Source organism: Paenibacillus agri (genome assembly GCF_013359945.1).
Lineage (GTDB): Bacteria > Bacillota > Bacilli > Paenibacillales > Paenibacillaceae > Paenibacillus_AQ > Paenibacillus_AQ agri.
In genome coordinates, this window is the sequence record NZ_JABWCS010000188.1 from 40,697 (window position 1) to 63,410 (window position 22,714).

The 22,714-nt window shown below is 49.7% G+C and carries 25 protein-coding genes, 1 rRNA gene and 1 riboswitch; of the genes, 2 read left to right on the forward strand and 24 right to left on the reverse strand.

Going from position 1 to position 22,714, the window contains the following annotated elements; all coding sequences use genetic code 11:
- Positions 1-28: 28 nt before the first annotated feature.
- From glmU to HPT30_RS04170, 12 genes are all read right to left on the reverse strand, one after another.
- Positions 29-1,429, reverse strand: a complete 1,401-nt coding sequence (glmU, locus tag HPT30_RS04115; RefSeq protein WP_281364456.1) for a bifunctional UDP-N-acetylglucosamine diphosphorylase/glucosamine-1-phosphate N-acetyltransferase GlmU — start codon at positions 1,427-1,429, stop codon at positions 29-31.
- Positions 1,430-1,712: 283 nt separating this feature from the next.
- Positions 1,713-2,000: a septation regulator SpoVG gene (spoVG, locus tag HPT30_RS04120; protein ID WP_020425826.1), complete on the reverse strand. Its 288-nt coding sequence runs from the start codon at positions 1,998-2,000 to the stop codon at positions 1,713-1,715.
- Between the two features lie 245 nt (positions 2,001-2,245).
- Positions 2,246-3,070, reverse strand: a complete 825-nt coding sequence (gene purR / locus HPT30_RS04125; RefSeq protein ID WP_175370222.1) for a pur operon repressor — start codon at positions 3,068-3,070, stop codon at positions 2,246-2,248.
- A 75-nt stretch (positions 3,071-3,145) separates the two neighbouring features.
- Positions 3,146-4,000, reverse strand: a complete 855-nt coding sequence (ispE, locus tag HPT30_RS04130; protein WP_175370223.1) for a 4-(cytidine 5'-diphospho)-2-C-methyl-D-erythritol kinase — start codon at positions 3,998-4,000, stop codon at positions 3,146-3,148.
- A 158-nt stretch (positions 4,001-4,158) separates the two neighbouring features.
- A complete protein-coding gene (locus HPT30_RS04135) occupies positions 4,159-4,338 on the reverse strand; it encodes a small, acid-soluble spore protein, alpha/beta type (protein WP_066367955.1) in 180 nt (59 codons plus the stop codon).
- A gap of 124 nt (positions 4,339-4,462) precedes the next feature.
- On the reverse strand, positions 4,463-4,738 hold the full coding sequence (gene veg / locus HPT30_RS04140) for a biofilm formation stimulator Veg (RefSeq protein WP_066367960.1): 276 nt from the start codon (positions 4,736-4,738) through the stop codon (positions 4,463-4,465).
- A 334-nt stretch (positions 4,739-5,072) separates the two neighbouring features.
- Complete coding sequence (gene yabG / locus HPT30_RS04145) at positions 5,073-5,972, reverse strand: sporulation peptidase YabG (RefSeq protein WP_175370224.1); 900 nt, start codon at positions 5,970-5,972, stop codon at positions 5,073-5,075.
- A gap of 112 nt (positions 5,973-6,084) precedes the next feature.
- Positions 6,085-6,969, reverse strand: a complete 885-nt coding sequence (rsmA, locus tag HPT30_RS04150; RefSeq protein ID WP_175370225.1) for a 16S rRNA (adenine(1518)-N(6)/adenine(1519)-N(6))-dimethyltransferase RsmA — start codon at positions 6,967-6,969, stop codon at positions 6,085-6,087.
- Positions 6,966-7,517: a ribonuclease M5 gene (gene rnmV, locus HPT30_RS04155; protein ID WP_175370226.1), complete on the reverse strand. Its 552-nt coding sequence runs from the start codon at positions 7,515-7,517 to the stop codon at positions 6,966-6,968. Before rnmV ends, rsmA begins: the two co-directional genes overlap by 4 nt.
- 173 nt (positions 7,518-7,690) lie before the next feature.
- Entirely contained in the window at positions 7,691-8,854 is a 1,164-nt protein-coding gene (locus HPT30_RS04160) for a resuscitation-promoting factor (RefSeq protein ID WP_175370227.1), read from the reverse strand.
- Positions 8,855-9,137: 283 nt separating this feature from the next.
- Positions 9,138-9,365: riboswitch (cyclic di-AMP (ydaO/yuaA leader) on the reverse strand.
- Between the two features lie 199 nt (positions 9,366-9,564).
- Entirely contained in the window at positions 9,565-10,335 is a 771-nt protein-coding gene (locus tag HPT30_RS04165; protein ID WP_175370228.1) for a TatD family hydrolase, read from the reverse strand.
- Between the two features lie 69 nt (positions 10,336-10,404).
- Entirely contained in the window at positions 10,405-11,688 is a 1,284-nt protein-coding gene (locus HPT30_RS04170; protein ID WP_175370229.1) for an HD domain-containing protein, read from the reverse strand.
- 306 nt (positions 11,689-11,994) lie between these two features.
- Here HPT30_RS04170 and HPT30_RS04175 point away from each other — a divergent pair, with 306 nt between their 5' ends.
- Positions 11,995-12,249 (forward strand): AbrB/MazE/SpoVT family DNA-binding domain-containing protein, encoded by a 255-nt coding sequence (locus HPT30_RS04175; protein ID WP_042123095.1) that lies wholly within the window; start codon positions 11,995-11,997, stop codon positions 12,247-12,249.
- A 1,097-nt stretch (positions 12,250-13,346) separates the two neighbouring features.
- Here HPT30_RS04175 and rsmI read toward each other — a convergent pair.
- The 10 genes from rsmI to HPT30_RS04225 form a co-directional block, all read right to left on the reverse strand.
- Positions 13,347-14,252: a 16S rRNA (cytidine(1402)-2'-O)-methyltransferase gene (gene rsmI, locus HPT30_RS04180; protein ID WP_175370230.1), complete on the reverse strand. Its 906-nt coding sequence runs from the start codon at positions 14,250-14,252 to the stop codon at positions 13,347-13,349.
- Positions 14,249-15,019, reverse strand: a complete 771-nt coding sequence (locus HPT30_RS04185) for a tRNA1(Val) (adenine(37)-N6)-methyltransferase (protein ID WP_175370231.1) — start codon at positions 15,017-15,019, stop codon at positions 14,249-14,251. Before HPT30_RS04185 ends, rsmI begins: the two co-directional genes overlap by 4 nt.
- Before the next feature lie 97 nt (positions 15,020-15,116).
- On the reverse strand, positions 15,117-15,482 hold the full coding sequence (gene yabA, locus HPT30_RS04190) for a DNA replication initiation control protein YabA (RefSeq protein WP_066367987.1): 366 nt from the start codon (positions 15,480-15,482) through the stop codon (positions 15,117-15,119).
- Positions 15,483-15,512: 30 nt separating this feature from the next.
- Positions 15,513-16,313: a PSP1 domain-containing protein gene (locus HPT30_RS04195; protein ID WP_066367989.1), complete on the reverse strand. Its 801-nt coding sequence runs from the start codon at positions 16,311-16,313 to the stop codon at positions 15,513-15,515.
- 138 nt (positions 16,314-16,451) lie between these two features.
- Entirely contained in the window at positions 16,452-17,426 is a 975-nt protein-coding gene (gene holB, locus HPT30_RS04200) for a DNA polymerase III subunit delta' (RefSeq protein ID WP_175370232.1), read from the reverse strand.
- A 20-nt stretch (positions 17,427-17,446) separates the two neighbouring features.
- Positions 17,447-17,890 carry a YaaR family protein gene (locus HPT30_RS04205; RefSeq protein ID WP_175370233.1) on the reverse strand — a complete coding sequence of 148 codons (444 nt, stop codon included), beginning with the start codon at positions 17,888-17,890 and terminating at the stop codon, positions 17,447-17,449.
- 95 nt (positions 17,891-17,985) lie between these two features.
- Positions 17,986-18,315, reverse strand: coding sequence for a cyclic di-AMP receptor DarA (gene darA, locus HPT30_RS04210; RefSeq protein WP_066368004.1), 330 nt, complete (start codon positions 18,313-18,315; stop codon positions 17,986-17,988).
- A gap of 77 nt (positions 18,316-18,392) precedes the next feature.
- Positions 18,393-19,034, reverse strand: coding sequence for a dTMP kinase (gene tmk / locus HPT30_RS04215; protein WP_175370234.1), 642 nt, complete (start codon positions 19,032-19,034; stop codon positions 18,393-18,395).
- Positions 19,035-20,726: an aminotransferase class I/II-fold pyridoxal phosphate-dependent enzyme gene (locus HPT30_RS04220; RefSeq protein WP_175370235.1), complete on the reverse strand. Its 1,692-nt coding sequence runs from the start codon at positions 20,724-20,726 to the stop codon at positions 19,035-19,037. It abuts the gene before it with no gap.
- A 212-nt stretch (positions 20,727-20,938) separates the two neighbouring features.
- On the reverse strand, positions 20,939-21,124 hold the full coding sequence (locus tag HPT30_RS04225) for a sigma factor G inhibitor Gin (protein ID WP_066368015.1): 186 nt from the start codon (positions 21,122-21,124) through the stop codon (positions 20,939-20,941).
- A gap of 207 nt (positions 21,125-21,331) precedes the next feature.
- On the opposite strand from HPT30_RS04225, the gene HPT30_RS04230 reads away from it, so the two are divergent.
- Positions 21,332-21,856: a hypothetical protein gene (locus HPT30_RS04230; protein WP_175370236.1), complete on the forward strand. Its 525-nt coding sequence runs from the start codon at positions 21,332-21,334 to the stop codon at positions 21,854-21,856.
- An 88-nt stretch (positions 21,857-21,944) separates the two neighbouring features.
- On the opposite strand, the gene HPT30_RS04235 is transcribed toward HPT30_RS04230, so the two are convergent.
- Positions 21,945-22,358, reverse strand: coding sequence for a hypothetical protein (locus HPT30_RS04235; protein WP_175370237.1), 414 nt, complete (start codon positions 22,356-22,358; stop codon positions 21,945-21,947).
- 239 nt (positions 22,359-22,597) lie between these two features.
- Positions 22,598-22,714: ribosomal RNA gene (gene rrf, locus HPT30_RS04240) — 5S ribosomal RNA — on the reverse strand.

Consider the following 22,714-nt stretch of genomic DNA (forward strand, 5'->3'; position numbering starts at 1 on the left):
CAGTCCGTCCGGCGGTTACAGCAGGACTTTACGATGGACTAGATTGGTCTTTCTTAGCTTTCGCACGGGCGCGGATCTTGACCGCATAGCCCTCTTTGTTCTCCTGCCGCACTCTGGCAATGGCAAGATCATGATCCGGAACGGAACGGGTAATGGTTGAGCCCGCAACAACATAGGCCCCTTTGCCCACGTTAACGGGAGCAATAAGATTCACATTGCTGCCGATAAAGGCATCATCGCCAATCTCTGTCTTGGCTTTATTATAACCATCATAGTTGACGGTGATTGCACCGCAGCCCACATTTACATTGGAGCCGACTGATGCATCACCAATGTAACTAAGGTGCGATACCTTGGAACCGTCGCCGATCGTGGCATTCTTGATTTCTACGAAATCGCCGACTTTGACTTCCTCACCGAGTACAGCACCAGGACGTAAATACGCAAAAGGCCCAACGGTGGTCCGTGCGCCAACTTCTGCCTGATTCAATACGGATTGCTTGATCTCGGCTCCGTCAAGCACACGGGAATCCTCGATTTCTGTTGAAGGACCGATCACGCAGTTCTCTCCGATATCGGTTGAGCCCTTCAGGATTGTCCCCGGATACAGAACAGTATCAGCACCAATGACTACGTCCGCTCCAATATAAGTTGAGGCAGGATCGATAATGGTTACTCCATTAAGCATATGGTAACGGTTGATACGGCTACGCATATGGCCTTCAGCCTCTGACAGTGCCAATCGGTCATTCACACCAATAGACTCCGCGGCATCCTTTGTCTGGTAACCCAGTACAACCTCGCCCGAAGCCCGCAGTATACCGATTACATCGGTCAAGTAATACTCCTGCTGATTATTGCTGTTCGTAACCTTCTCCAGAGCAGCAAACAATTTAGCATTATCAAAACAATAAGTGCCTGTATTAATCTCCTGTACAGCAGCTTCTTCGGCGGTGCAATCCTTCTGCTCGACAATCTTCTGTACTCCGCCGTCTTCCCCGCGGATAATGCGTCCGTATCCTGTTGGATCATCCATAACGGCACTTAACACGGTTGCTGCCGCCTGGTTCTCTTCATGCAGCGTCATCAGCCCGTTAAGCGTCTCAGTTGTAACCAGTGGGGTGTCCCCGCAGATCACAATTGTTGTTCCTTCCTCGCCGCCCAGCAAATCCTTGGCCTGTTTCACGGCATGGCCGGTTCCGAGCTGCTGTTCCTGCAGCACATATTCCGCCTTGTCGCCCAAATAAGCCTGAACCGCTTCCGCGCCGTGTCCGACGATGACAATACTCCGCTGGCATCCGGTCGCTTTTACTGTATCAAGCACGTGCCCAACCATCGGCTTTCCGCAAACGGGGTGCAGCACCTTGTATAATTTAGATTTCATCCGCTTGCCCTGGCCTGCGGCAAGTACTACAGCCATTCTTTTCAAGAATGCCAACCTCCTACTCTTGAACTCACTACTGAATATATCTCATTCCGGGCAAAAAGAAAAGAGAACCATGTAGGCATGGTTCCCTTTTCTCCGAACCCCAATGAGAAAGACCGTTCATGCTGGACCTTAAATGATGTATAGAAAACCATCAGTAAAGGCGGCCCATTTTGCAATATCAGGAAGTCACTTCAAAGGGATGCTCATACTTTCTGATATTATAAATAACGGCATGGCCTGGCACCGCCCCGAAGGGCAGCTGTCAGCGAGTAGAAAGCGCATCCTAAGCTCCCTCTTCGATGACTTCTTCTTCTTCCGTAGCGGCGCGATCGTATTCGGCCAGAACCGCAGATTGAATCTTCTCGCGTGTGCCCGAAGAGATCGGGTGTGCGATATCGCGGAATTCTCCGTCCGGTGTACGCTTGCTCGGCATAGCAACGAACATCCCATTGTTACCGTCGATGACGCGAATGTCATGAACAACAAACTCGTTGTCGATGGTAATGGATGCAATTGCTTTCATTCTCCCCTCAGAGTTAACTCGGCGGAGTCTGACATCCGTAATTTGCATGTGTGTGTTCACCACCTTTTTCCATCAGAGACTTGGTGTATAATTCCACACAGCAATGCGAAATCCTTCTTTTTCATACCAAAAAATGACTGTTTAAGAAGAATATTTTTGAACATCCATTGTTTTCGACACATTTCGGGCGGTTTACTGTTTATTCCTCATAATTTCGACAAATTACTCCGTATTTGAAAAAATACGCGGACCTGGCATTGCAGCCGACCCGCGTATCTCAATTCACATTTCCGTCAAAAAAAGTAATTTCCCGGATGTGCGGAAATTTTCCGTTCCTTGGCGTCCACTTCGCTTAGCTTCACCAGCGACACATACTCGTGCAGCAGCCGCTCTTCTGATTCTACCGCGCCTGATTCCACCAGCACACCAACACCCGCCACTTCAGCGTTGAACTCGCCGAGCAGATCCACCATTCCGCGAATGGTTCCTCCTGCTTTCATGAAGTCATCCACAATCAGAACCCTGGATTTCTCCTTCAAGGCCCGTCTGGATAGCGACATTGTGTGGATACTCTTATGCGATCCGGACACATAATTAATGCTCACCGCCGAACCTTCCGTCACCTGATGGTCACGACGCACAATTACGACTGGCAATCCCAGCTGGGCTGCCGTGGCATAAGCCAGAGGGATCCCCTTGGTCTCTACCGTCATAACTACATCGATGTCCTGATTGCTGTAAGCAGTAGCAATGATCTTGCCAGCCTGCTCCATCAAGGAAGGGAGTCCAAGCAGATCAGACATGTACAAATATCCGCCCGGAAGAATGCGATCACTATGTTCGAGCTGCTCGCACAGACGCTTGGCAAACTCTAGCGCCATTTCCTTTGGAATCATCGGAATATAGCGCACTCCGCCCGCTGCACCAGCCAGGGTCTGAAGCTCGCCCATGCCTTCACCTTCAAATACCTCTTTTATAATAGCCAGATCTTCACTCACGGATGACTTCGCCGCACCGTAACGCTCCGCAAAAATGGACAGCGGCAGCAGATCATGCGGCTTCTCCAGCAAAAATTGGGTCATGTCAACCAAACGCTGACTTCGTTTTAGTTTCTTCACAGAATACTCCTCGCCAAAACCGAATATTATAGAAAAATATATCACTTTTGTACGGGTTTATACAAGAGAAGCCTGCTATGTCAGCGACCGTACTGCATATACTTCCTTACAAAATCCGCGCAGTCCATTATAGATCCGCGCTACTTTAGATTGCTTGGACACCAGTCCGAACACGGTTGGCCCGCTGCCTGACATCAGCACACCGTCGGCCCCCAGCTTGATCATCGCATCCTTGAGCTGCTGCACCTCCGGGTGCAGCTTCAGCGTCACGTCCTCCAGGACGTTGCCTAGCTTGCTGCACACGCCGTGAAAATCTCCAGCCTCAATCGCCGCGCGCATTTCGCTAGCGGATGGATGTGCGGCGATATTCCCGGCACGCACGCGGCCGTACACCTCAGCCGTCGATACATTGATCGGCGGCTTCGCCAGCACCACCCAGCACTGCGGGGGACTTGCAATCGGCGTCAGCTGCTCCCCACGGCCCGTCGCAAGGGCTGTGCCGCCCGTCACGCAGAAAGGCACGTCCGAGCCCAGCTCGGCGCCGAGCTCTTGCAGCTCCTGCGCCGGGATCCCAAGGCGCCAGAGCCGGTTAAGGCCGCGCAGCGTAGCTGCGGCATCACTGCTGCCGCCGGCGAGCCCGGCAGCGACTGGAATTCTTTTATCCAGATGGATATGTACACCGCTCCGCACATTGTAGCGGTCTTTAATCAGCCTTGCTGCCTGAAAGGCCAAATTCTTCTCATCCAGGGGGATGTACCCCGCCTGGCTGGATATTATAATCGAATCCCTCGGCGTCTCTGATAGCTCCAAACGGTCTGCCAGATCCACCATCGTCATTATCATTTCCACCTCATGAAAACCGTCAGCGCGCTTATGCAATACGTCCAGCATCAAATTGATTTTGGCCGGCGCTTTTTCGTACATTTTCAAGGCGTTCACCCACCTTCAGCTTTTCCCCTAAAAACAACTTAACATATTATATGAGAAACTGGTATCGAAGTCCATTCTTCAAATGTAATGGGCCTCAAGACAGCACAAAAGACGCCCCATTGTGGCAGCGTCCTCTCCTGGTTCATACACCCTAAGCCTCAATCCGATCTGCGTGCAGCCTGCTCAGCGAGCTGAATGGCCCGCTTGACCATATTCCCGGCATCCTTCGCTCTGATTCCGCCCCAGCCTTCACGCTCCACAGTATCATAGAAGCCCAGTTCCTTGGCCAGCTCGGTCTTCAGTTCCTCCGACATCGTGCTACGTCTTCTTCGGCTCACTTAAGGTTCCTCCCTTAATGCATATTTGATGATGAGCAACTTGCCTTACTAGTATGCTTGCCAGCGGAAGAGATCATTCATCCAACAAAAAACAGCCCCCCAAAAGGAGGCTGCCCATGAATCGTTAAGATTTAATATACATGATCCGCATCTGCCCGTCATCTTCACACACTGTGATTTCCACAGATTCGGTAAGTATATCGGCATAGCTGTAGGAGACTCGTTTGAACGTTTGCTGCTCCTGATCTAGTTTGACAATAAAAACAGAAGGGTACGTTTCTTCCAGGACACCGGTGCGTTCGACGGTTTTACGGCGACCACCATTTGCACGTAGCGTAATCTTATGACCGACGTGAGCTTCGAGACTGCGTTTGATTTCCAACAGCGCGTTATTAGCCATTGCCTGACGACCACCTCTTTCCTTGTCCATTATACATCATTTTACAGTCCTTGTCAAAGTAAATAAATAATTATAAATTATGCCAAAAGGGATGTCAATGGATTTTTTCCAGAGGAAAGATCGGCTGTAATAATTACCTTGTTATCGGTAATAGCTGTTCATCTGAATCGATTGAGCTTGAATTGTCCTTATGAGGAGTGTGTCCTGTTCCCGCCAGATTATGAGCGAATGACCCTTTTTTCCAGAAAAAGAAAGAACCGGGCTTCCGCCCGGCTCTGATAATTTATATAGCCGTGAGACGGCTCCCTCTTTCTCTAAGACACGTAAACGCGTGTTAAACGACTGAAGGGGTAACCTTCAGCGCAGAGAGGTTCTGCAAGCGTGGCATCCCCACCCGGAAGCTGCCGCGTGTCTCAATGCCCCCCACACCCTGATTGCCGCTGATGGTATTGTTAAGCACATCGTTCAGGTTAACCGTATCCCGGACGGAGGTGAATGACGCTTTGGCGGCCACATAGACAGGGTCCAGGGCGTGAATCAGAATCCGTCCCGGCGAGCTGGCAAAGTTAGCGCCTGCGCCCAGCAGTGCCTCAAAATGCGATTGGCAAGCACCCGCAATAATGGTGAGCGAGTCAAAATTCCGCTCATACTCTCGGGCGACCCGAACCGCGGACACAAAATTCTGCGAATTTTTGTAGCTGTTCAGGCTGTAGAGATCATAAGTATGCTGCTGCCTTAACACCCCGTCATGACCGGTAATCACCACTATATCCGGACGGACACGGGGCAGTAGCCGGTGTAGCGTATCCGCCATGGAAGCCTCATGAACATGGTGACCCTCCGCAGGAATCCGCAATTGCTCATACAAGCTAAGGCTTTTATTCAAATAGGACGCATCCCCGTCCAAATGCAGCACTTTGCCTGGCACTTCAAAATAAGCCGCTTCTGCAGAGGATTGATTCCACAGCCCGCCCGTACTGTTACCGCTGCGCTGTGTCTGGTCCTGACGGTCCTTGTGCAGCTGTGTCAACGATTCCTTTGCCTTTATCTGCGCTCGCTGCCCCAGCTCTGTGATCCGGGTAGGAGGCACCTGTACCAAGTCGTCCAGGGGGGAATCCGCCAGCAGACGGAATTCTGTCCCCTTGATAACGGCTCCGGTCTGTACGATGCGCTCTACTCGAAAAGTCACGTCACCGCCATAAGATTTGCGAACGACCAAGTCTCCTGAATTCATCAAAACACCACCTTTACCCCATCGTATGGGCAAAGGCCGCGGTTGGTTCATATTCCAGCGTGATTTTAAAATATCTGCCTCCAGTTAAGGCTGGGAGACGTTTCTGCTTAACTCAGACGACTCCTGCAGCCAAAAGAACTCCGCTTAGCCGGGCGTATTCCTCCAAGCTAAGTGTCTCTCCGCGTCTTGTTGGCTCGATTCCTGCTTCGCTTAGCAGCGCCTCCAGGCGCTCGCGTCCCTCTCCCGGGAAGAAACGGGCCTTGAGGTTATTAGCGATCGTCTTGCGCCGCTGGGTAAAGGAGGCCTGTACCACATCGAAGAAGTGCTTCTCATCGGCAACCTCTACAGGCGGACGCTCCCGTACCTTGAGTCGGATCACTGCCGACTCCACATTTGGCTGCGGGATGAATACGGTATGCGGCACAATGCAGACCAACTCAGGCTCACTGTAATACTGCACGGCGATACTCAGACTGCCATACTCTTTGCCACCTGGAGATGCTGCCATCCGTTCGGCAACCTCCTTCTGGATCATAACAACGATATTATCAAGCGGCAGCTTCTCTTCTAGCAGCTTCATAAGGATCGGCGTTGTAACGTAGTAGGGCAAGTTAGCAACTACGCTTACTCGATCTACGGAGGCAAAGTCCTCCTTGAACAGTTGCTGTAAGTCCACCTTCAGGACATCATCATTACGAACCTTCACATGAGGATATGGCGACAGTACATCCTTCAAAATCGGGATCAGCCGTCTGTCGATTTCCACCGCCGTTACCGCACCCGCCGTTTGTGCCAGGCGCTCTGTCAGCGCCCCGATTCCAGGACCGATCTCCAAAGCACCTGCAGTATCGTCCAGTTCAGCAGCATTTACAATTTTGTCGAGAATATTCTGGTCAATCAGAAAGTTCTGGCCCAGACTTTTTTTGAATGAGAATCCGTACCGTTGAATGATTTCCTTTGTCCGTTTAGGGGTTGAAACGCTCTCTTTGTCAGTCATGAAGTTATGCCTCCCTGTTCAATTTGGGCGAGGGCTCCGGCAAACTCCTCCCGCGTAATACCAAACATTGCAAGCCGCTTGAAGAGCTGCTTGCCATTGCAGTACCCAATACCAAGCAGATTGCCAAGTGCCATCCGCCGCTCTGCGGCCCGGGGATGCACGAGCATACCTGCTGCCATCAGGTCATCCAGCCCGATCAGGGCCGGTGCGCCCTCAAAGGACGTATGTACATGTGCCAGCGCGTGGCGAATCGCCTCAGGTGTAGCATTCTCCACGCCAATATCACCCTTACGGGTCGCATCCTTCTCGGGGATGAAGGCATGTTTGCAGCCTGGCACCTTGCTTGAAACAATCTTGCGTATACGCTCTCCCGCGTGGTCCGGATCGGTTAGAATGATCACGCCCCGCCGCTCCATGGCGAGCGCGATTTTGGCAATTACCTTCTTGTCCACCGCGGAGCCGCCAGTCTCAATGGTATCAGCCTGCACCGCCCGCTTGATGGCTATCGTGTCGCTCTTGCCTTCGACAACGATCACTTCCTTGATCATAGTGTTGACTCCTTCTCGTAAACGCAAAAAGAAGAGGATTCGCTCCCCTTCTTTTTGGCTAAAGAATGTATAAGTGATGAGCGGTAGCTCTGCGATCATTTCATGAGCACATGTTATTCTTAACTGCTACCCTCACTATAGCTGATTCAACCTAATTTTGCAAAAGCCAGGGCTTAGTTAAGCTCCGGTTTTACAGGTCCAATCACATACACCGTACGCGACTTGCGTCCGAAGTTACGTGCATGGTTCAACGAATCGTAGTAGACATCCACCTTATTGCCTTTGATAGCACCACCAGTATCTTCTGCACGGCGGAAGCCCAGGCCTTCGATATATACCCACCAGCCGATAGGAATCACATTAGGGTCCACTGCAATCGTACGTCCTTCCGTTACGCGTGTGCCGGAGGCGGTACGAGTTCCAATGCCCGGTTCTTCTGAAGAATAAGCAGTCATCGAGACGTTCTTGATTAATTTCTTGTATTCAAAATTGACGCCCGATTTAGTGGCGACATTGCTGCTCTTGGCACTGGTTTTTGTTGAATTGGTAGCGTTAGCTGTTTTGGAAGTTGTTGTTTGGGCCACTGTAACAGGTTTAGGGAGAGGCTTTGTGCCAACGGCGATAATCTTGTCTTTGGTCACCGTCTGTACTTCTTTCCCGACCATACGCATGGAAGCCAGTTCACCGTCTTGATAAATCTTTTCGATGTGCTGGATCATGACGCCTGGTGCGCCCGCCTGTGCCACTCTAACTGTTCCCTTAGTAAGGGAGGGGTCTGCCGTCTTGATGACTCGATATGGCAAGTTCGTTGTCCGTTGTACAGTTTGTTTGTTAATGCGGACAATCTTGATATCCATATTGGCAGAGATAGTGGTATCTAGCGAAGGGAAAATCTTATCATGGCCTTCGAGGGCAATACCCAGCTTCTTGATGGCCTGACCGATTGTTTTCTCGGTCGTATAAAAAATCTTTTTTGCACCATCCGCAGTAAGACTGAATGGCTGCGCACGGTTAATCACGACACGGTCGCCGTCTTTTATTTCATCACTAAGGCCTATAGATAGTTGATCATGCGGCTGCAGCGAAATTTGCTCTTTTGCTAGTGCATCACTGAGAATCGCTTCACGCGTTTCCAGAGACTGCGTTTTCCCGTCAATTACTAAAGTGATCTGCTTGCTGCTTTGACCGTGCACGTACAGCAGAATGATCAGCGTGATCAAAATCGATAACACGCCGGCAAGTGAAAGTACGCGAAAGTTCACTTGTTCCCACCGTAAAGCGTAAGACCTGCTGGATGATTGCGAATCATGGGATACTTCTGGTTGGAATACGCCCATTCTCTCCATCCTCCTTACATAGCCCCGTCGTCAGCTGTATACCAAGATGACTGTTATCATTCGGACGAAACTATTCGAGATTGTCACAGGACACGCTATTTGCAATACCTTTGCGTCTCCTGCTCATGGATCGCCTGCCCGGCATAGTGCTCCCCCCACATCTGTTATATAACAGTATGCAGGGTACATGCGCAATATTCAAAATAAAAGAAGCCTAAAAGAGTTCTATGAGGACTCTTTCGTGGCTTCTCCGATGTCAGAATACGCGGCTCATGCACGAGGTTTCCTCTCTTACTTTCGCTTACGGGGTTAGCTGTCGGGTTCGGACGAAAGAGAGACGCCCTATCTCGGGTCACCCGCTCACGGCGGTTGCCCTAAAATTCACCCCAAAGACCACGTGAAGAAATCAACTACTGTCTGCGGCATTCTAAGCTGTACTTGATGTACTCTGTATACGGCAAACAATATTGGTTCCCCCGTTCTCCATACGGAGACTCAGCGAGACGATCCATGATAGCGTGGGCTGTCACTGTAACAACAGCTCACTGCACTGAAAAGATGATATCCTGTTTTGATGCATGTTGTAAAGGACGATTCAACCACGTTTACGCAAATATATGGTTAAAATATTGTAATATTCGGCTGTTTTTTTGTTAAAAAAGTTTAATACATCGGCTATACTCTATTTTTCACCGTGTTTGCTCCCGATTTCACTCAATGCCAAATCGTTCCAGTGCGTTCGCATACGTAATTTCAGCCAATTCCTCCCAAGTTATCCCTTTAATTTCTGCCGCAGCTTCTGCCACCAACTTGACATGGGCGCTCTCATTTCGCTTCCCACGGAAGGGGTGTGGCGTCAGATACGGGGAGTCTGTTTCGATCAATAAACGGTCCAGCGGCGTCTGCGCCAGCACCTCTTTGGGAACCCTTGCATTCTTGAACGTTATCGGGCCTCCGAAGGATAGGTGGAATCCCAAATCCAAGCACATTTTCGCTGTTTCCCAACTACCGGAGAAGGAATGCATTACACCGCCAATCTCGTTAGCCTTCTCCTCGCGGAGAATTCTCACTACGTCCTCATGAGCATCTCGATCATGAATACAGATTGGCATTTTCAGCTCGCGGGCTAGTCCGATCTGCTTGCGGAAGACTTCGTGCTGCACGTCCTTGGGAGAGGTATCCCAGTAATAATCGAGGCCGATCTCACCAATGGCGACGACCTTTTTGTGGCTGCATAGCGAGGCAATCCAATCAAGGTCCCCCTCCTTCATGTCAATCGCATCCTGTGGATGCCACCCCACTGCTGCATAAATATAATCATACTTTTCTGCGAGCTGCATCGTGGTTGGGATCGTCTCCCGATTGAATCCGATATTAATCATTTTGCTGACACCGGCCTCTACCGCACGAGCAATGACCTGTTCGCGGTCCTCGTCGAATTGCGGAGCATCCAGATGGGTATGTGTGTCGAATAAGTACATGTACTGTTGTCCTCCCGGTCTTGGTCTCTATGTTCTTGGTTTCTATGTTTAAAGATGACTATTTAATCTTTATTTTGCGAATATTTCAGCAACAGAGTCAGGCAGTTGTGAAAGCGCCTTATTCAGCTTGTCTTGAGGAAAATACAGGTGATATCTTCCACGGTGAATGCCGCTGATGGAACGTACAATATCTGAGACTTCCGAGATTTCACGGAGCCGGTCCTTCCGGTCAAGCAGCAATATTTGATTGCTGTCAAAACCCTCTCCCGGACGAAACACATCATACGGAAGGTCTGACGGAAAATCAATTTCCAGATCATATTCCGGGTCCAGCCCGGCTCCCGCAAAACTGCGGCGGATTTCGTCAATTGTCTCCTGATTGAGACTCTCCGTCTCCACATATTTATACAGTTTACGATGAATAAACCGGCTGCACAAGTCGCTCAGCAGTCCATCCTCCTCCAGTGTCCATTGCATGAAGGCCGTTTGAACTAACGCTTCATCTAGCAGCAAATACTGCTGCACTGTCACTTCCCCCTGAAGCAAATCACCCAGCGGATGAATCATAAATTTAAAATTATATCCCTCTAAGTACAGCTCTTTAGCCCGGCGGAAAATCTGTCGTAAAATGATTTCAGAACTCCGGGTTACCGGGTGAAAATATACCTGCCAGTACATCTGATACCGCGACATCAGATAGTCCTCTATCGCATGCATTCCTGATTCTTTAACTACAACTCTTCCATTATAGGGACGAAGCACTCGCAGAATTCGGTCGATATCAATCGTACCGTAATTCACGCCAGTGTAATATGCATCCCGCAGCAGATAATCCATCCGGTCAGCATCGAGGGGACTGGACACCAAATTGACAACAATTTCGTGCTCATAGGTTTTGGCGATAACTGAAGCGACTTTTTGAGGAAAATCTTCCTCTACATCCCGCAGAATATTGGTGATTTCTGTGTTCTCCAGAATGATCCGGCACGTCCAGTCTTCATGGTTCATTTCAAATGCTTCTTCTATAGAATGCGAGAACGGGCCATGCCCCAAATCATGAAGCAGCGCTGCACAGAGCGTGAGCAATCGTTCTTCCGGTATCCAACCTTTATATCCACTCCGTTCAAACTGGGAAATAATTCGACGGGTAATTTCATAGACACCAAGAGAATGCGAGAATCGGCTGTGTTCTGCACCATGGAAAGTCAGATAAGAGGTACCTAGTTGCCGAATCCGGCGCAAGCGTTGGAATTCCTTAGTATTAATCAAACGCCAGATGATTACATCCTGCACGTGAATGTAATTATGAACCGGATCTTTGAAAACCTTCTCTTCTGTGAGCGGCTTCTTCATGAGATCAACTCCTTCATCTAATTTTAATTAGTCATTTCGCGCTTGGCGGTATATAATGGGTAATAATGTCGCACTTTGTCGAATTATGACACAAAATGAGTGGTTGAATCGACAAAATTTATTTATGTAATTTATGGGTGGTTTTGCTTCAAACCTAACAGCACTGTACATTTCCATAAAATCACCCTAAAATTCGTTAGAAAAAAGGTTGACTGTTTTGGGAATCGTTGGTATTATGGATATCATAAAACAGTGAAGAATGTCGAATAATGACGCTTTAGATATTTGAAAGGGGCAACGATGGCTATGATGAAATCAACAGGAATTGTAAGAAAAGTAGACGAACTGGGACGGGTTGTTATTCCAATTGAATTGCGCCGTACGCTTGGCATTGGTGAAAAGGATGCGCTCGAAATTTACGTGGACGGTGAGCGGATCATGCTTAAGAAATATGAGCCTGCCTGCATCTTCTGTGGCAATGCCGAGAACGTAACTTATTTCAAAGGAAAAATTGTTTGTCATGAATGCATTTCTACTATCCCTACCCCTGTGACAAACTAAAACAAATAGTATATAATAAGAATAAATCAAATTGTTAATTCTAACCTTTTTATATCTCCTTGGCCCTCCGTTTATGCGGGGGGCACTTTTTTTTGTGGGGGCACCCTCCCAAACCCTCCCTGTAGGGAGGGCCCCAAAGGGCTGCCAGCCCTCTGGACACCCGAAAGGGCACACCCGCGGACAGTTCGACAATCGCAGACGGAAGCAGGCGGTAGTGGTAGGCCCGGCCCTCTGGGCCTTGTCATGCGGTGCGGATGGGTGAGTTACTACGAGCGGACTGCGGCGGCTCTCCCTTTGGGAATTGCCTTACGTTAGCGCTGAGTGATACGTCTAACCCCGAGTCAGATACTGACGACGGGGGGGATCGCTCTCCCTTCGGGAATCCGCTGGCGTCGGCGGTTGGCCTACAGTTCATTTGACGGACGAGTTACGTCGTGCGTACTGTGGCGGCTCTCCCTTCGGGAATTGCCTTACGTTAGCGCTGAGTGATACGTTTAACCCCGAGTCAGATACTGACGACGGGGGGGGATCGCTCTCCCTTCGGGAATCCGCTGGCGTCGGCGGTTGGCGTACAATGGATTCGGCTGATGAGTTGCGATGAGCGGACCGCAGCGGCTCTCCCTTCGGGAATTGCCTTACGTTAGCGCCGGGTGATACGTCTAACCCCAGCTTGCTACAGATGGCGGGGGGGTCATCGCTCTCCCTGCGGGAAACGGCTTGCGTCGGCGATAGGCGTACAGCTGATTCGGCGAATGAGTTACGTCGTGCGGATTGCGGCCGCTCTCCCTTCGGGAATTGCCTTACGTTAGCGCTGGGTGATACGTCTAACCCTGAGTGAGCTTCTGACGACGGGCTTCATCGCTCTCCCTTCGGGAATCGGCTGACGTCGGCGGTTGGCGTACAATGAATTCGGCTGATGAGTTGCGATGAGCGGACCGCAGCGGCTCTCCCTTCGGGAATTGCCTTACTTCGGCGTAAACATTACTTCTTCAAAATAACCACTTAATGTTTTCCCAATATTCCCTCAGCATTATCAAACATCATTTTCACTGTCCAATTTATACATTTAAATCCATATTAATGAATTTCTTCGAACGCTATTCCCGCTCCAGCAGCGCATTATAAATATCCCGTTTGGCGACGCCGCGGTCGGAAGCCGCTTTTTTCATAGCTTCTTTACGGGGGATGTCGTTGGTCTCGTAGTGGGCAACGTGTTCTTCAATGCTCAGCTCACGCCACCAAGCGGACTCGGCAGCAGCTGCCTCTTCTTTACTCTCGCCTTCAACGACAATGACATATTCCCCAAGCGGAGGATAGTCAGCTAGCCAGGCGCTACACTCTTCAATCGTTCCACGCAGAAATTCCTCGTACCGCTTGGTCAGCTCACGGGCCAGAACGATACGGCGGTTGCCGAACGTCTCCAGCAAATGCTCCAAGGTCTTAAGTACCCGATGCGGAGACTCATAAAACAACAGTGTTCCCTGGGCAGAACGCAGAGGGGATAATACTGCACGAATGTCTTTTCGCTCCCGGGGCAAGAAACCGGCAAAAGTGAACGTTGTCGTCGGCAAGCCGGAAGCGATCAGCGCGGACAACGCAGCGTTAGCACCAGGCACAGGAATGACCGGGATACCATGGCTAATAGCAAGCGCGACGAGGTCAGAACCGGGGTCAGAAATGGCCGGCAGACCAGCGTCACTGACAAGCGCCAAATTTTTACCTTCTATTATATAGCGTATCAGCTCCGGCCCACTTGCCGCCTTATTATGCTCGTGATAGCTGAACAGCATGGATGGGGTAATTTCAAAATGGCTCAGCAGTTTTCGCGTATTTCGTGTATCCTCAGCAGCGATAATATCGCACTCCTGGAGGGTGCGCACAGCACGATAAGTCATATCCTCCAAGTTGCCAATCGGTGTAGCTACAAGATAAAGGGAACCGCTCCCTTCTGGACGCCCTCCATCTTTACTGTTTTGAAAACTACTCTGGCAAGATATTGTCATGATCTACCCTCTCCGGCTCCAAAATAGATGTCCATGATCTCCGGACAATATTCATTGTTCTCATTATAAACGATCAGCGGCGGCTGCAAACGCACCTCCGGCTTCCCGTCACGCGCTGCTTCGATCAGCACCATATTCGCTTCAAGATGTGCACGCGGATGCACAAAACGGATACTTTTCGGCTCCAGTCTATACTGCCGCATCAGGCTGATAATATCTGCAAGACGCTGCGGCTTGTGTACCATACTCACTTTACCTCCAGTACGGACAAGCCGGACACAGGCCTGAATGACCTCCTCCAGTGTACAGCCCAGTTCATGACGGGCCATCGCCTGGTGTGTGTTCATTTTGAGATCACTCCCGTTCAGCGGCATGTATGGCGGATTCACGGTGATTGCATCATATACGCCATAGCCAGCCACTGTATGCAGCTCCCGCAAGTCGCCTTCATGAATGACAATCCGCTCCTCCAGGCCATTCATAGCCACACTGCGGCGGGCCATGTCAGCAAGACGAGGTTGAATCTCGATTCCTTCTATAGAAGCACTAGTACGTGTAGTCAGGAGCATAGGAATAACGCCATTACCGGTGCAGAGATCAAGCACTCTTCCACGCGGCGGAATACCTGCGAATCGGGCCAGCAGCACAGCATCCATCGAGAAGCTGAATACCTCATCGCTTTGTATAATATGCAAATCATGGGTCAATAAATCATCCACTCGCTCCGACGGAAGCAGCGGAATGGCTGAATCTTTGAACGAATTCATCTTGTAGCTCTCCTTACCCTTGAAAAATTGAAATACCATAAATCTCTTCTATATTACAAAAAAACCGTAGGCGTAAATCCCCTACGGCTGGATATCCTCATTTATTAAGAAAAGAAAGACAGAACAGACAATCACCCTCTGTACGCAAATGCCCAAAGTAAACATTACAGATGTGGAAGCCCTCATGGTATAGACGGGCCAGGTTATCATAACCTTCCCCGACAACCTCCTCTGTTCCTTCGCTTGCCGCCAGAAGCGCTTCTGCTTCCGCCGAATCCACGTTAGGATCTAGGGGTGCTTCCCTCTTTAATATTTTTCTAAGTTGTTCATTTTCGAGACTGAGCCTTTGATTGGCTTCCATCAGTTCTTTTACCGTCTGTTTCCATTCGCCAAGATTGGCGCGCATCGTTTCCATCTGCGCTTCCATATCCTGCATGTGTGCAAATATATTTTTCTTCTCCAAGTTTCCACCCCGAAAGTAACCTTATATGGTTTACTTGACGACAACATCATCCATTGGAAGTTCCTTCACTTTGCCCACTTCAAACAGCTGCACATGAATCGTACGGTTTCCGGCATTAATGCCTACAACCTTGCCTTCCCCTAAAGAGGTAATGACCATCTTACCGACTGCCGGCATTTCTTCCTTCACACTTTCATAATTATCATGCTCAAACTTCAAGCAACACATAAGCCGTCCGCATAATCCGGAAATTTTGGTCGGATTGAGCGAAAGGTTCTGATCCTTGGCCATTTTGATAGATACCGGCTCGAAATCGCCCAGCCAGGATGAACAGCAGAGAACCCGCCCGCAGGGACCCAGTCCACCCAGCATTTTAGCTTCATCACGCACACCAATCTGCCGAAGCTCGATCCGGGTACGGAAGATACTTGCCAGATCCTTGACCAATTCACGGAAATCGACACGTCCCTCAGCCGTGAAATAGAAGATGATTTTGTTGCGGTCAAACGTGAATTCGACATCCACCAACTTCATTTTAAGGCCATGATCACGAATTTTATTTAAACAGGTGGTAAAGGCATCTTTTGCCGCACCCTTGTTCTCTTCCACCACACGTGCGTCGGTTTCACCGGCAATACGCATGACTTTCTTCAGAGGCAGCACAACGTCAGACTCCTGCACCTCTTTTTTGCCAATGACGACTTTACCGTACTCCACCCCACGTGCCGTCTCAACAATCACGCACTGATCCCGTTCAATCGGAAAATCCAGCGGATCGAAGTAATATATTTTACCCGCTTTTTTGAAGCGGACACCTACTACGCTGTACAAAAATTAACCCCCTTGTTTGCCGGTAAAAGGAACCTAAGGGCAAGTCCGCTCCCTGGTAATGCATGCTTGTCCTTCCTCATCGGTTACACCAATATTTCCAGGCTGAAGCGACATATGGAGGATATTCATAATTATCCTTTAGCTTTCCAGACGGATTAAGAACTGCTCCAGACAAAGCTGGGCATTGGCATTGGAGCGCAGCTTTCTTTTGCTCTCTGCAGCAAACTCCATGTATCCAACCCACTGTTCCGTAGTCCGCTGACGGGCATGTCTGGAAATAAAGTCTAACTGATCTATGAAAACGATACTTTCGTGCTTTCGGTACAGGAAGTAGAGCATATCTTTGAACCATAGATGGAACATGCTGAATAGAGTATCCAAATGTTCACCGAGCCCGGTCTTGAACAGCTTCACCCCCGCAGTTGCAAGCGCGGAGCTGCCTTTGCCCAAAGACTCCTTTGCTAATTGTAACACTAGATTTCTCATTTCTGCAAACCAATTCTGTTCCAAAAGTTGCCTGCAGCCCTCAAGACCGGAGGTCAAGGATACGCCGCAGCGGGCCAAGGGAAGCGGAACTCCGTCAGAAGCAAGCGCCTGCAGCATTAGATCCGGATGTACAGGACTGAATGGGATACGCTGAGTTCGCGATTGTATCGTCGGCAGCAGCGCCCGGCTATTGTCCGAGATCAGAATGCCCACTGCCGGTGCCGAAGGCTCCTCAAGAAACTTCAGCAGACTATTGCCGGCTTGCACCGTCATTTTGTCCGCTTCATCTATAATATAGATCTTCGGATTAACACCTTCGGACCGGTACGAGAACATTCGCTGCAGCTCACGAATCTGGTCAATCTTGATGCTGGCTCCATCAGGCCGCAGGATCGTCAGATCCGGGTGATTGCCATGCTCTACCTTTCGGCATTCCAGGCATTCCCCACAAGCATCATCGTCTGACACTGTACAAAATATGGCCTGGGCGAATGTTAGCGCCGTACTCATCTGTCCGCTGCCAGATGGCCCACTGAACAGATAGGCATGGCTCACGGTATCATTGCGCAGTGCGTTCTGAAGCAGCCTTTTGGCATCCTCCTGACCCAATATATCATGAAAAGACATAAATTCCTCCCAAATCACTCTTAAAAAGCAAGGTTTAACAATAATCCTCGGATTTCTCCCACCTTGCCCAACAGATCTATACGGCCTTGCTCACTGCTTAGCAGATCGTCTGCCATCGATAACAGCGCAGTATCAATCTCTTCCAGCAGTTTGTAGCGTTTGCTGCGACCACGACGATCCCAGCCCTTTGTTTCTTTCAGAATTACGCCGCGCCGTGCCGTTTCCTCCAAAAACCGTTTGATCAACGTCCGGTAGATAGACAGTTCTCGAACCGTCATGGATTTGGACAAACGGTCTCCTTGGAGCTGGATTTCCCGAATTTGCCGGTTTAGCTCATCCTTCGTCTTCTGTTCTCCCTGCTGCTGGAACACATCGGAGAACGTTTTTTGCTGAACTGGCTTGTTCAGCCCCTCCGCGTTGGAAAGCTCACTCTTCAGAGGTCTGTAACCCGGGTTGATCTTCAAGGTTCATCTACCGCCTTTATTAATAATATCAGAAGGGCTACAGCTTGAGATGCTCTTCCTGATATTTCAAGAATAATGTGTTCTACAGGAGTGCTTTAATAATGTTCAAAACGGTCAACAGGAAGTACAAATACGGTCGCACCACCGACTTGAACCTCTACAGGAAGCGGCAAATATGAATCTGTCGTACCACTCATCGGCGTTACTGGAGTGACTAGCTGCTCACGTACCTTGCAACTGTTGCGGATGACACTCAGTACAGATTCAACCTGAACGTCCTCCACCCCAATCATGAAGGTAGTATTGCCCGCTCGCAGGAATCCTCCTGTACTGGCAAGCTTGGTTGCACGAAAATTAGCTTTGACCAATTCACTGGACAACCGGTTACTGTCCTTATCCTGGATAATCGCTACGATCAACTTCATCTTCGCATTCCCTCCTTAAAGAAATATGGAGCTGTCTGGATACAGATCAGCTATCCTTATATATTTGACAAAACTCATCAAAAACCCTTTAATACTCTCTCTTCCAGTGTTCTTACAATATCCTGCTCCACCATATGAAGCGGACGTCCGGCATCCAGCACGACAATTCGGTCCGGATTGTTATTTACCACGAGCTTGTAACCCTCACGGACTTTCTCATGAAAAGCCAGGCTCTCCAGATCCAGTCTGTTCACTTCCCTGTCCTGGTTGGCAGCGATTCGTGACAGACCCACCTCGGGTTCAATATCGAGATAGAAGGTTAAATCCGGCATACGGTTACCGATAGCAAAACGATTGATCTCCCACACCGCTTCCATACCAAGACCTCTGGCATATCCTTGGTACACGAGACTGCTGTCGACAAAGCGATCACACAGTACCGTAAGCCCTTCCTCTAAAGCTGGCTCGACAACCTCCGCCAAATGCTGGCTGCGGGCTGCTGCATATAGTAATGCTTCCGTACGTGAGTCCATTGCGGTATGCGCCGGATCAAGAATAATGGAACGGATCTTCTCGGCAATCTCAATTCCGCCGGGTTCCCGGGTAATCAGGTACGGGATAGAACGATTCTGCAGGTAAGCCGCCAGCCTCCCTATAATGGTAGTCTTTCCGGACCCTTCCCCCCCTTCCAGTGTGATAAAGAAACCTTGTCGTTCCACTTAATCCTCTCCGCCTTTCTTCTTGTTGTATACCATTATATGCTGCAATGCGGAATCCGCACACGCCTGAAATTTCGCACCGCCGTTGGCCAAATCCATTAGCCTTAGACATACAGACTCTGTGATCTTTTCCCCCGGATAAAGCAGTGGTATGCCTGGCGGATAAGGAATAACCATTTCAGCTGCTATTTCTCCTGCGCTGTCTGCAAGCCTCTTCGGCTTCATATCTCCGGATGACACCGGCTTCAGCGAAAAAGGTACCGGATCTGAAAATAATTCCCTGTTAAAAATGTTCCACGTGGAAACATTGGCGTTCGCGATCAACTTTGCTTGTCCGTCTTGTTTATGGATGACATGATGTTCCTGAATTTGAGAAGAAGTCTCCGCAGAAACAGCAGCCGATTCATTCTCTGTGCTTACATATGGTTTATCGGCTGCCCCCCACTGTGTTCCTCTTGTCGCGCGCTCCTCTTCGTCAATCTCCCGCAGCGCGTGCAAGAGCCGCTGCGCGTCCTCAGCCGAGGATCCGAGGCTGAACAACAGCACTACGTGCCGGGCGTCGCTCATCTCCGGCACACAGCCCTTAGCTTCGAGCCGCCGCTGCAGCTCGAAGCCGCCCAGGACCCCGGCGCCGTCATGGAGGACGGCTTTGAAGGGGTCCTGTGTAGTATAAGCCGCCCCGCGCAGCGGCGGCGTGTCACTTCCGGCGGTGGTGGCATAGCCACCGGCGGTGTGCTGCAGCGGCGCAGCCGGCTGCAGCAGCCTGTAGCGCGGCAGCTCTGCGAGGCCGCGCCGCAGTACGTCCACGGCGGCAAGTCCCGCCGTGAAGGCTTCGGGGCCCCGGCTGTGCAGCAGTCGCCGGGCCAGGTCCAGCGAGCCCATCAACGGGTACGATGGGCTGGAGCTCTGCACCATGGCAAGCCGCTGCCGCAGCAGGGCCCGGTCAATACGCGGTCCCTGAACGTGCAGCATGGCCCCCATGGTGAGCGCGGACAGCATTTTGTGCGTGGACTGTACGACACCGTCCGCACCACGCATCAGCGCCCCGGCAGGCAAAGCCGGGTGCTGCCCATAATGCGCGCCATGCGCTTCATCCACCAATAGCGGTACCCCGCTATCGTGGCAGGCCTGCGCTAGAGGCGCAAGATCGCTGCCCATGCCGTAATAGTTCGGCATGGTTACTAGCACCCCGGCGGCTTCAGGATACGCTGCAAGAGCAGCCTGCACCGTCTCCGCCGCCGGAGCCACTGCAAGTCCGCTCAAGGTGTCCATCTCAGGCTCCAGGAACACCGCCCGCACACCTGCGAGCATTAGCCCGTGAATAACCGATTTGTGCACATTGCGCTGCACAATCAAAATCATGCCAGGTTCAGGACATACTGTCAGGATCAACGCCAGATTACCGGCTGTACTGCCACCCACCAGAAAAAAACTCTCCTCTGCTCCAAAGCAATCTGCCGCCAGCTCCTGCGCTTCCCTGATTACACCCTCTGGGTGATGGAGATCATCAGTCCCTGTAATTTCAGTTACATCATACTCCATAATTTCACCCAGAAACCCAGCTTCCCTAGGTGCGTCTTCATACGCTTTGCCATTCTTATGCCCAGGAACATGATAAGAAGTATTACCCTGGGCTTTGTATTGCTCTAACATCTCATATATAGGCGCACTACTGCGCTTGTCCTTATCCATTATCCATTCCTTCCGGTAGGGTTAACCTCTATTGTATCGCAAATATGCGCAAACGCCTATGCCGCAGTTTCTCTTTATAGAAGCACAACAAAACGGCTCCGCCGTCAAAAGAACGGTGAAGCCGTATATATAACTTATTCTGCAACCAACGTGACACCGATCCACCGCCCAACCTTAGTTCTATTTCTAATCCTGCGCTTGCAATTGTGGCCTCAAGCGTTTTTTTGAAGTTGGATTTTCTTCATCTGACCGATAAAAAAGCGATATTTAGCATCCTCTGCTTCAGTGCGCACCATCTCAGCCTCACAATCCTCGCAAATAAAATGTGAGACAATCACAATACCTTCCTCTTTCATCTGTCCACAAATGATACAAGCTTGTTCCGGTTGCTGATCCATTTAGCATCCCACCTTGACTCTTTTAAGAACAGTATGATACACCTTCTATCATTTTAAACCTTTTCATAGTATTTTCATATCTATATGATTGTAATTTATCTATATTCAGGTCCTGCCCTCGGGGTTCTTCACAGTTCAGTTAAGAAAAAGCCTTCATCAGCCGATATTAAAAACATTGAGAACTTACGAGGAGGTCCGTCCTTTTTTATGGAACCCAACACGAAAAGTGCAGCTACATTCTATCAATATAAACTAATCCGAAAAATTAACCTGACCCAATCGCTCCTGAGTATCTATATTACAATCCCTATGGTGTGTCTGGTGCTGGAAACAGTATTTCTCTCCTGGTGGAGTATATTCTTCATGATTATCGCTGCACCTGTTGTCTTTTGGATACAATATGTGATCTCACGATCAGTCCTGGTCATTATGGGCCACCCTATCGCTAAAAGATGGGGCATCTCCTTGAAGCTCCCCTGGCTCGGCTACATGCCGGATCAGTACATCAGCTATCGCATATTCCGGAAAGTCCAGCTGCATAATTTTTGGATCGGCCTTTGCATCGCAGCACTTTTTATTGTGTGGTCCCCGCCTGCCTTTACAGCCTCACTGGTGGTATGTCACCTTTGGCTGCTACTGCCGCGACTATATATCTTGCTCCGGCTACGACGGGAAAGCAAGGAAGGCATGCTCAAGTTCAACCCGGCGGATGCTTCCTATTACTCGCAATAACCAGTTAACATAATAGCTTCTGTTACACAGGCTTCCGCGAAAATAACCCATATCAAATAAAGGCCATCCGATTAAGGATGGCCTTTACCTATTTTCCTCCCAGACTTTTAACAGAGGTCTTCTTTTCCTTCGGAACCATCACGATAAAGTAATCATCATGAACAGATAAATGCACAGTCAGTCCGTCCTTCTGAAAAACTCGCGAGCCCGTCTTCTCTTCTTCGTCCTGCTCTACCCAGCCCCATTCCTTGATGGTATTCAAATAAGGCTCTGGTATACTATCCTTCTCCTTTAATCCAGGCAAAGAATAACGTACATAGTCCATTGCTACATTTGTGGTTGTCCGGTCAGGAGAATTAGCTTCCTTCGGAACCGGAAAACTCTTTTCGTTCAGTGCACCCTCAAATATATCCCAGGAAGGCTGCTTCGCTCCGCAGCCCACCAGCATTATACCAACTATACAAAAAACAAGTAGCATCCAGAAAGGTTTGGTTGGCTTCATACCTTAAATCCTCCTTACCTCTACCATGCATCTAAAGACACAAGAAAATTCAGTTTATGAATTTAACAGTAGTTCATTCGTATCAAGGCTATTCTTACTATTTGCACTTTTCTATTATACTTGTATCATCCAAAGTGTCGGTAACAAAAATGTCATCCTATTGGAGACAATTTAGCCTCCATTTCAACTTTTATATAAAACAAAAAAACCATTGCTGAACACTCAACAATGGTTTTAGTGCTTGGCGGCGTCCTACTCTCCCAGGACCCTTCGGTCCAAGTACCATCGGCGCTGGAGGGCTTAACGGTCGTGTTCGGGATGGGTACGCGTGGAACCCCTCCGCCATCGCCACCAAA